This window comes from Methanobrevibacter sp. (assembly GCF_017468685.1).
Lineage (GTDB): Archaea > Methanobacteriota > Methanobacteria > Methanobacteriales > Methanobacteriaceae > Methanocatella.
Window position 1 is genome coordinate 1 of sequence record NZ_JAFUHT010000010.1, and the last position, 6,316, is coordinate 6,316.

Annotated in this window: 13 protein-coding genes; 6 read left to right on the forward strand and 7 right to left on the reverse strand. The window is 35.7% G+C overall.

The features are described 5' to 3' along the window. The first annotated feature begins 69 nt into the window (after positions 1-69). Entirely contained in the window at positions 70-267 is a 198-nt protein-coding gene (locus IJ258_RS01630; RefSeq protein WP_292802007.1) for a hypothetical protein, read from the forward strand. Positions 268-322: 55 nt separating this feature from the next. Here IJ258_RS01630 and IJ258_RS01635 read toward each other — a convergent pair whose 3' ends face one another. From IJ258_RS01635 to IJ258_RS01655, 5 genes are all read right to left on the reverse strand, one after another. Next, a complete protein-coding gene (locus IJ258_RS01635; RefSeq protein WP_292802009.1) occupies positions 323-481 on the reverse strand; it encodes a hypothetical protein in 159 nt (52 codons plus the stop codon). A 1-nt stretch (position 482) separates the two neighbouring features. Continuing rightward, positions 483-1,010: a macro domain-containing protein gene (locus tag IJ258_RS01640; RefSeq protein WP_292802011.1), complete on the reverse strand. Its 528-nt coding sequence runs from the start codon at positions 1,008-1,010 to the stop codon at positions 483-485. Positions 1,011-1,096: 86 nt separating this feature from the next. Further along, on the reverse strand, positions 1,097-1,273 hold the full coding sequence (locus IJ258_RS01645; protein ID WP_292802013.1) for a hypothetical protein: 177 nt from the start codon (positions 1,271-1,273) through the stop codon (positions 1,097-1,099). Positions 1,274-1,344: 71 nt separating this feature from the next. Then, the gene (locus tag IJ258_RS01650) at positions 1,345-1,521 is read right to left on the reverse strand and encodes a hypothetical protein (protein ID WP_292802015.1); all 177 of its coding nucleotides are present in this window, start codon (positions 1,519-1,521) and stop codon (positions 1,345-1,347) included. Positions 1,522-1,559: 38 nt separating this feature from the next. Continuing rightward, entirely contained in the window at positions 1,560-2,660 is a 1,101-nt protein-coding gene (locus IJ258_RS01655) for a hypothetical protein (protein WP_292802017.1), read from the reverse strand. A gap of 207 nt (positions 2,661-2,867) precedes the next feature. Between IJ258_RS01655 and IJ258_RS01660 the strand changes: the two genes are divergently transcribed. The 3 genes from IJ258_RS01660 (at position 2,868) to IJ258_RS01670 (ending at position 4,053) form a co-directional block, all read left to right on the forward strand. Then, entirely contained in the window at positions 2,868-3,143 is a 276-nt protein-coding gene (locus IJ258_RS01660) for a hypothetical protein (RefSeq protein ID WP_292802019.1), read from the forward strand. A gap of 239 nt (positions 3,144-3,382) precedes the next feature. After that, positions 3,383-3,547: a hypothetical protein gene (locus tag IJ258_RS01665; RefSeq protein ID WP_292802021.1), complete on the forward strand. Its 165-nt coding sequence runs from the start codon at positions 3,383-3,385 to the stop codon at positions 3,545-3,547. A gap of 11 nt (positions 3,548-3,558) precedes the next feature. Further along, entirely contained in the window at positions 3,559-4,053 is a 495-nt protein-coding gene (locus IJ258_RS01670) for a hypothetical protein (protein WP_292802023.1), read from the forward strand. On the opposite strand, the gene IJ258_RS01675 is transcribed toward IJ258_RS01670, so the two are convergent. Both IJ258_RS01675 and IJ258_RS01680 read right to left on the reverse strand, forming a co-directional pair. Then, the gene (locus IJ258_RS01675; RefSeq protein WP_292802025.1) at positions 4,036-4,932 is read right to left on the reverse strand and encodes an HIRAN domain-containing protein; all 897 of its coding nucleotides are present in this window, start codon (positions 4,930-4,932) and stop codon (positions 4,036-4,038) included. The genes IJ258_RS01670 and IJ258_RS01675 overlap by 18 nt on opposite strands. Beyond that, the gene (locus IJ258_RS01680) at positions 4,898-5,374 is read right to left on the reverse strand and encodes a DUF6508 domain-containing protein (protein WP_292802027.1); all 477 of its coding nucleotides are present in this window, start codon (positions 5,372-5,374) and stop codon (positions 4,898-4,900) included. The genes IJ258_RS01675 and IJ258_RS01680 overlap by 35 nt, the downstream gene beginning before the upstream one ends. A 53-nt stretch (positions 5,375-5,427) precedes the next feature. Between IJ258_RS01680 and IJ258_RS01685 the strand changes: the two genes are divergently transcribed. Further along, the gene (locus tag IJ258_RS01685; RefSeq protein ID WP_292802029.1) at positions 5,428-5,715 is read left to right on the forward strand and encodes a winged helix-turn-helix domain-containing protein; all 288 of its coding nucleotides are present in this window, start codon (positions 5,428-5,430) and stop codon (positions 5,713-5,715) included. Positions 5,716-5,728: 13 nt separating this feature from the next. Further along, positions 5,729-6,316: zinc ribbon domain-containing protein (locus IJ258_RS01690; RefSeq protein WP_292802031.1), on the forward strand; the 588-nt coding region annotated here is incomplete at its 3' end.

Below are 6,316 nucleotides of genomic sequence, written 5' to 3' on the forward strand. Positions count from 1 at the left end.
AATATTCTTTTTTTTCATTTTTTTGGTTTAATTTTTATTTTGTGTTTAAAATATTGATGGTTGATGGATATGATGGATAATAATACTTCTTCTGAAGTTATTGATGGATTTTCTCCTTTTGATGGTTTTAGGGAAAGTTTGGAAAATGCTGATAGGAGAATTTCGGAATTGGAAGAGGAAAATTCTAGGATTTCTGAGCTTGAAGCGGAGAATTCTGAGCTTGAGGCTAGAATTAAGGAATTGGAAAATCAGATTTATGGAAAATAGAGTTTGATTGAATATTCTTTTTTTTCATTTTTTTGGTTTAATTTTTTGTCATGCTTCATATCACTATCGCTATCACCAATCCAATCATTATAATGAGAAATATGCTTCCGCAGCAGGAATTTCCTGAAGGTTTTCCATTTGATGATTTAAATGACCTTTCCCTGTCATGTTCATCATAGATTACGCCATATGCATCATCGTCCCATTCATCCATGTTATTCTCCTGTAACTTTTTTAATCGCTTTTTCACCCATTTCTTGGGATTTATCGCTTAGAACTGCAAAGAATATATTAATTGAATAATCTGGATTGTCATTGATGAAATCATTGCATGCTCTCACTGCCACTTCCCATGCCTGACTTTTCGGATAGCCGTAGATTCCTGATGAAATCACGGGAAATGCTATTGAATTGCATTCATATTCCTTTGCCAGGGATAATGATTTTTCATATGCTCCGTAGAGAAGTTCCTCTTCGCCCTCATCTCCTCCATGCCATATCGGGCCGACAGCATGGATGATGTATTTTGCCTTGAGATTGAATCCTGGTGTGATTACGGCACTGCCTGTTTTGCATCCTCCGATTTCTTTGCATGCCTTTCGAAGTTCACGTGATCCCGCTTCACTGAATATTGCTCCGCACACTCCGCTTCCTTCTCGAAGCTGTGAGTTTGCTGCATTCACGACTGCATCAACATTCAGGTTTGTTATTCCGCTCTGTTTGATTTCGATTTTGCTTTTCATTTTATCAGTTTTAATTTTTAAAGATTTTTTAGGCCGAATCCATTTTTAAAATCTAAAATTGATTGTAGTGAAAATTAGGGGGTTATTTAGAAAAATTGTCTTTTTTCCCTTAATTCTGCATAGTATTCGTCTAATTTTCCTTCTTTTTCAGCTTTTATGTAATCTGCTTTTCTTTTTTCTGCTTCTATCCTTCTGCGTTCTTTTCCTTCTTCACGAAGTTTTTTTAGCGCTTTTTTTGCTTGTTCTCTTGGTACGAATAACATATTATCTCTATTTTTATTTAAATTATTTTTTTCGGTTCTTTATTTTGGTTGTAGTGAAATTAGGGGGTTATTTAGTAAAATTGTCTTTTTTCTCTTAATTCTGCGTAGTATTCGTCTAATTTTCCTTCTTTTTTAGCTTTTATGTAAGCTGCTTTTCTTTTCTCTGATTCTTTTCTTCTGCGTTCTTTTCCTTCTTCACGAAGTCTTTTAAGTGTTTTTTTAACTTGTTCTTGTGGTATGAATAACATATTATCTCTCCTAACTTCTATATTATCTCTAATGGTATTTAAACTATTTCCTCTGTGTACCTTATCCATTTCAGTTTATATGCCTTGGTTATTAATGCAATGTCTGATTCACTACTTACAGTTTCTAAATCAAGTGATAATTTTTGTTTCAATGCTGTTAGTTTTATTAATGAATCTGCAAAATCGCATAACAATTGACGAGGCAAATATTCACAGCAAGATGAAGTATCTTCAATGATTTTTTGTTTGAAATTATTAATTGTGCAACTTAAATCAAGGAATCTTAAATCAAGCTCACTTCTTAAGGTTTCTAAAATCTCTTCAGCATTTTCAAAATTTTCATCAGTCAAGTACCATTCCATATGATTAATAATCTCTTCATTTGTATCATCAACATAGTTTATTATATGATTTTCAAAATCATCACTGATTCCCGTAATGAAAGCATATGCTTCTTCATTCATTGCATATACTCTGATGAATGGGTCCGGGCAGTTTTCTATTGTTTCAATGTCTCTTGAAATGATTTTGCCTCTATCGTTGCAGTATATATTGAAAACGGATAGTGATCCGTAATGGTTCTTTTTGTCAAATTCTGCAAGGATTACTTCAGTTCCCTCAAAATCCAATTCATATGAAAACATTCTCCAAATCTTTAAATTATATGTCTTTTTATCGAAACCTTCAGGAATGATGTCATGAAATTCCTTATCAAAGTTATGGTATTTTTTGAGAAATTCCGGAACTTCTTTTAATGATTTGCTGTTGACTGCATTTTTAAATCCGGCCTCTTCAATCAGGTCATATAATCTGTCTTTGAAAGGCACTAAAATCTCCGGAAGGTATTCTTCCATAGGTGTATGTGGAGTGTTGTCTTTTAAAAATTCAAGGAGTTCTTTTTTGGTGGTTTTGATGTCTTCAAATTCCCTGAAGTTTTCTTTGAATTCTCCAATCAATGTTTCTATGGGCACTCCTTCAAAGTCCATCAGCCCATTAAACATTATTGCGACGGGCTGATTTTCCTTTAGCTCGAAAATCTTTTTGACTCCAATGTAGGATTTGTATTCTTCAACCGTTTGCCTTAAATCGGAGCATAAAATCATAGTTGATTTATTATAAATTATAGTCTGAATTGTCATTTTATCACCTTTTTTTGTTTATTATTAGTTATGCTCGGTTAAATATATAGTTTTCGTATTTTTAAAGGCATTATTGCTTTTAGTTTGTAAAATAACTCTTTTAAATCAATATTTACTTTGCCGTGAAATATTGATTTTGCCCACATAATAACAACAAAGTTTATATATGGTTAGGCTAAACATTATTACAATATTGGGGGTGAGAAAATGTATTCTTCAGGATCAGGAATTTTAGGCTTTGCAGCGATTTTCTTTTTTGTGATAATCATTGCATGCTGCTGTACTGGCGACGGTAAGACTTCTTCAAACACCAAAGCAAAAACAAGCACTACTGCCAAAAGAACAAATAATGTGAGAAATACCTCCTACAGGGATGATTCCTACTGTGAATGCCCTTCATGCGGGTCAGCGGATTATGATGAGTACTGTGAGGAATGCGGATATTCCGATGTCAATCAGGGATGGGTTGGAGAAAACTTTTAGATGTCCTGGCATTTAAAAGAGGGCATTGTTTGTGAGGTAAATATTAAAGTCATGCAGGCTCTTAACTGTCTCTGCATTTTTTTTTAAATGTGTCAAACTAAAACTATATAACCAACCTGATTCATATATATTATTCCCAAGAATTAATATAAAACCAACCAAAGCCATTATATTAGACTCTTGAAAAACCTATAAGGAGTTGATTGTATTGAATTTTTTTAATCTCCGCGGAGGAGACAATGTATGATTTTATAAAGCAAATTGTTAAAAACGTGTGTATAATCGTTTCAGTGATGATAGTTACCCAAACCGTATTTTTTATCATCTTCAGCTATCTGATGTGTGGAGATGCCTTTCTGGCACTTAGAAATTTCTATTATCTGACATATAACATTCAAATCTGACCGGTGATAAGATGAAAAGAAAAGTAATAGTTGCATTTGTTGTCTTTACGGTTTTTGTTTGCATTCTGTATGTATATAACAATCCGATTATCCTCACACATATTGAAAGTGAAAAGTTCACTGAAGGTGAGGTGTTTGTGCCTTTTAATGGCGAGTATGACTTTAAAACGTTTAAATTAAACAGTTCTGCTTTCAACTACACTGTGAAATTCGCCTACAAGGGTCATGTCCAGCTGGTTGACGATACCGGAAACATCACAATAAATGTCCTTCAGTGGGACAAAATCAACAATATCGAAAGGTTTTACCGCAAGGCATTCATAGACTCCGAGCTTAGAAAGCCAAGCTGGACGGTTGACGGCGTAAATGTCCATGAAATAGAATTCAGACAGGGTGATCTCTACTCCGCTGCAGTTAAGGATACTGACAGAGATACTTGGATTTATATTGCAGCGCCTGATGAGGCAGAAACCGCAAAAATGATCACTTCACTGAGATTTGATTAGTCTTGCGATTTTATATGTTTCAAGCAGTTCGAAAAGAAATTCGGCCTTTGTAAAACTTAGGTTTCGGATGTCTGTTGCGCTTCTGACCTCTTTGATTAATGTACGGGGACTGTTTGCAACATAACCTATCGTTTCACCGTTCAGTTCAACGCGTATTGCGTTGGAATCATGGACGTTTTCAGGTTCTTTAATCAAATTCAGGATGGCACCTTCAGGGATTTTGGGGTTTTCGTAAAACTTGGTGCCTGCTATAATGATGAATGTGTCTTTGGAATTTTTTATAAATTTAAGCTGTCTTTCTGCCTCATCGACCTCATCAAAGAGCTTTCCTGAAAGCCGGTAGCAGATTTTTGCTTTTACAGGTTCTCCCAAATTTTCAAGGATTTTTCCTTTCATCTGAAGGTAGTGATAGTTGTTCTCACGTTGGGGAAGAGTTTTTAATGCCTCGTTTATCAAATCCAAATCACGGTATGTGAATTTGGCACGGAACCTTTTGGCTTCAAGCTTTGAAAGTATGCAGTCTGCCTTGTTTGCCCGTATGGTGCCGTCGCTTTTAACTGACAGTGCCCTGTCATATGAGTCAAGTGCATAATCGTACTGGCGCATGTCCTGAAGGATGATTGCCTTTCGGTTGAAATGATTGGCATCATGAGGATTGATGTCGATTGCCTGATTGATTAAATCAAGTGCATCCTCAAACAGTCCCTCATTTTCAAGCCTCCATGCCTTATCGGACAGTCTTTTTGCTTTTTTAGTTCTATTTGAAGGCTGGTAATTTTCACTTTCGCTGCTGTCGGATGAGTAGCTGGCGCTTCCTCCGCAGTTTGTGCAGACATCTCCGTCATCAACCCAGCTTCCGCAGTTCGGACATACTCCCATGATTATCACCTTCATTTAATTTGTTTTTAATCTCTTCTAGTCTTTTAAGCAGATTCAGGTATGTGCCGTTTTTTATGCAGTCCCTGTACCATCCTCCCGCATGGCGTTCTGCCCTGTGAATGAATGTAAAAATGGTCATTATCTCATTAAAATCAAGTTTTTCATCGGACAAATCTCTTATATGTCTTTTTTCATATTTTGCTCTGATTTCATCAAGGTTTTCAAAATAGTTCAAATCCATTATTCCGTAGTGGTATAAAAGCATCGTAAAGTCATGGGCAGCTTTTTGAGGACTGCAGTTTAGTGATTTGGCTGAATTTTCATCAAAAATTGCCCTGTATTGCACAAAAAAATCAATGATATCCAAAAGTTCATCTTTTTGAAATTCGGTTCTTCTTTTGGATGGAATCTCATATCCTGTTTTTTCATCAATTTTTCTCATGTTAATATATTAATAGATAATAATATTTAATATTGAAAATCAAATATTAATACATGAAAGATATTTCAGATGAAATTCTAACCGAAATCAGCTATGTTGAAATCTCAACATACAGAACACGTGTGATGAAGGCCATGCTTGAGGGGTCCCAATTTCCATCACAGATTGCAAGGGATGCCGATATAGTTCAAAGCCACATATCCAATGTATTGAGAAAGCTCAAGGACCATGAGCTTGTTGAATGCATCAATCCTGAAGTAAAAAGGGGAAGGGTGTACAAGCTCACAGATAAGGGAATGGAAGTTGCAAAGAATCTTAACATATTAAATATATCCAAATAACCGATTCAATATTATGTATTGCGAAACTTGCGGAGCTGAACTTCCGGATGATGCGGGGTTCTGCTCCAGCTGCGGAAAGAAAATCGAAAAAAAGCATAAAAACATTTATATTGCTCTGGTTTTAACCTTTATCCTGACCGGTTTGGGTTCAATCTATGCCGGAAATGCCAAAAAGGGACTTGTACTTCTTATAGTCAGATTGGCTTTGGGTATCATTGGAGTATTTATTAGTGCGTTTTTTGCCCTTTCAATTATTGTCTGGGCATATGCATTTTATGAGGCCTACAGGGACGTTCAGACTGCAAACGGTCGGAGAAATCCGAAACTTGTTGATGATTTTAAAGGATGGGACAGGAACCGTCAGATAATAACAATCCTGATTGTTTTTATAATCCTGATATTTACAGTTAGCGGATGCTATAACGCTTTAACAATTGATACTTATTCTTCTGATGATTCAGGAGACAATTACTATGTTGGAAGCAGTGGTGGAAGCTCCTCATCATATTCATCTTCCTCTTCACATTACGCCGGTGTTGACGACTCACCAAGCACAATCGCCAAAAACGATCCTGACTGGTACTATGACCATTATGAGTAC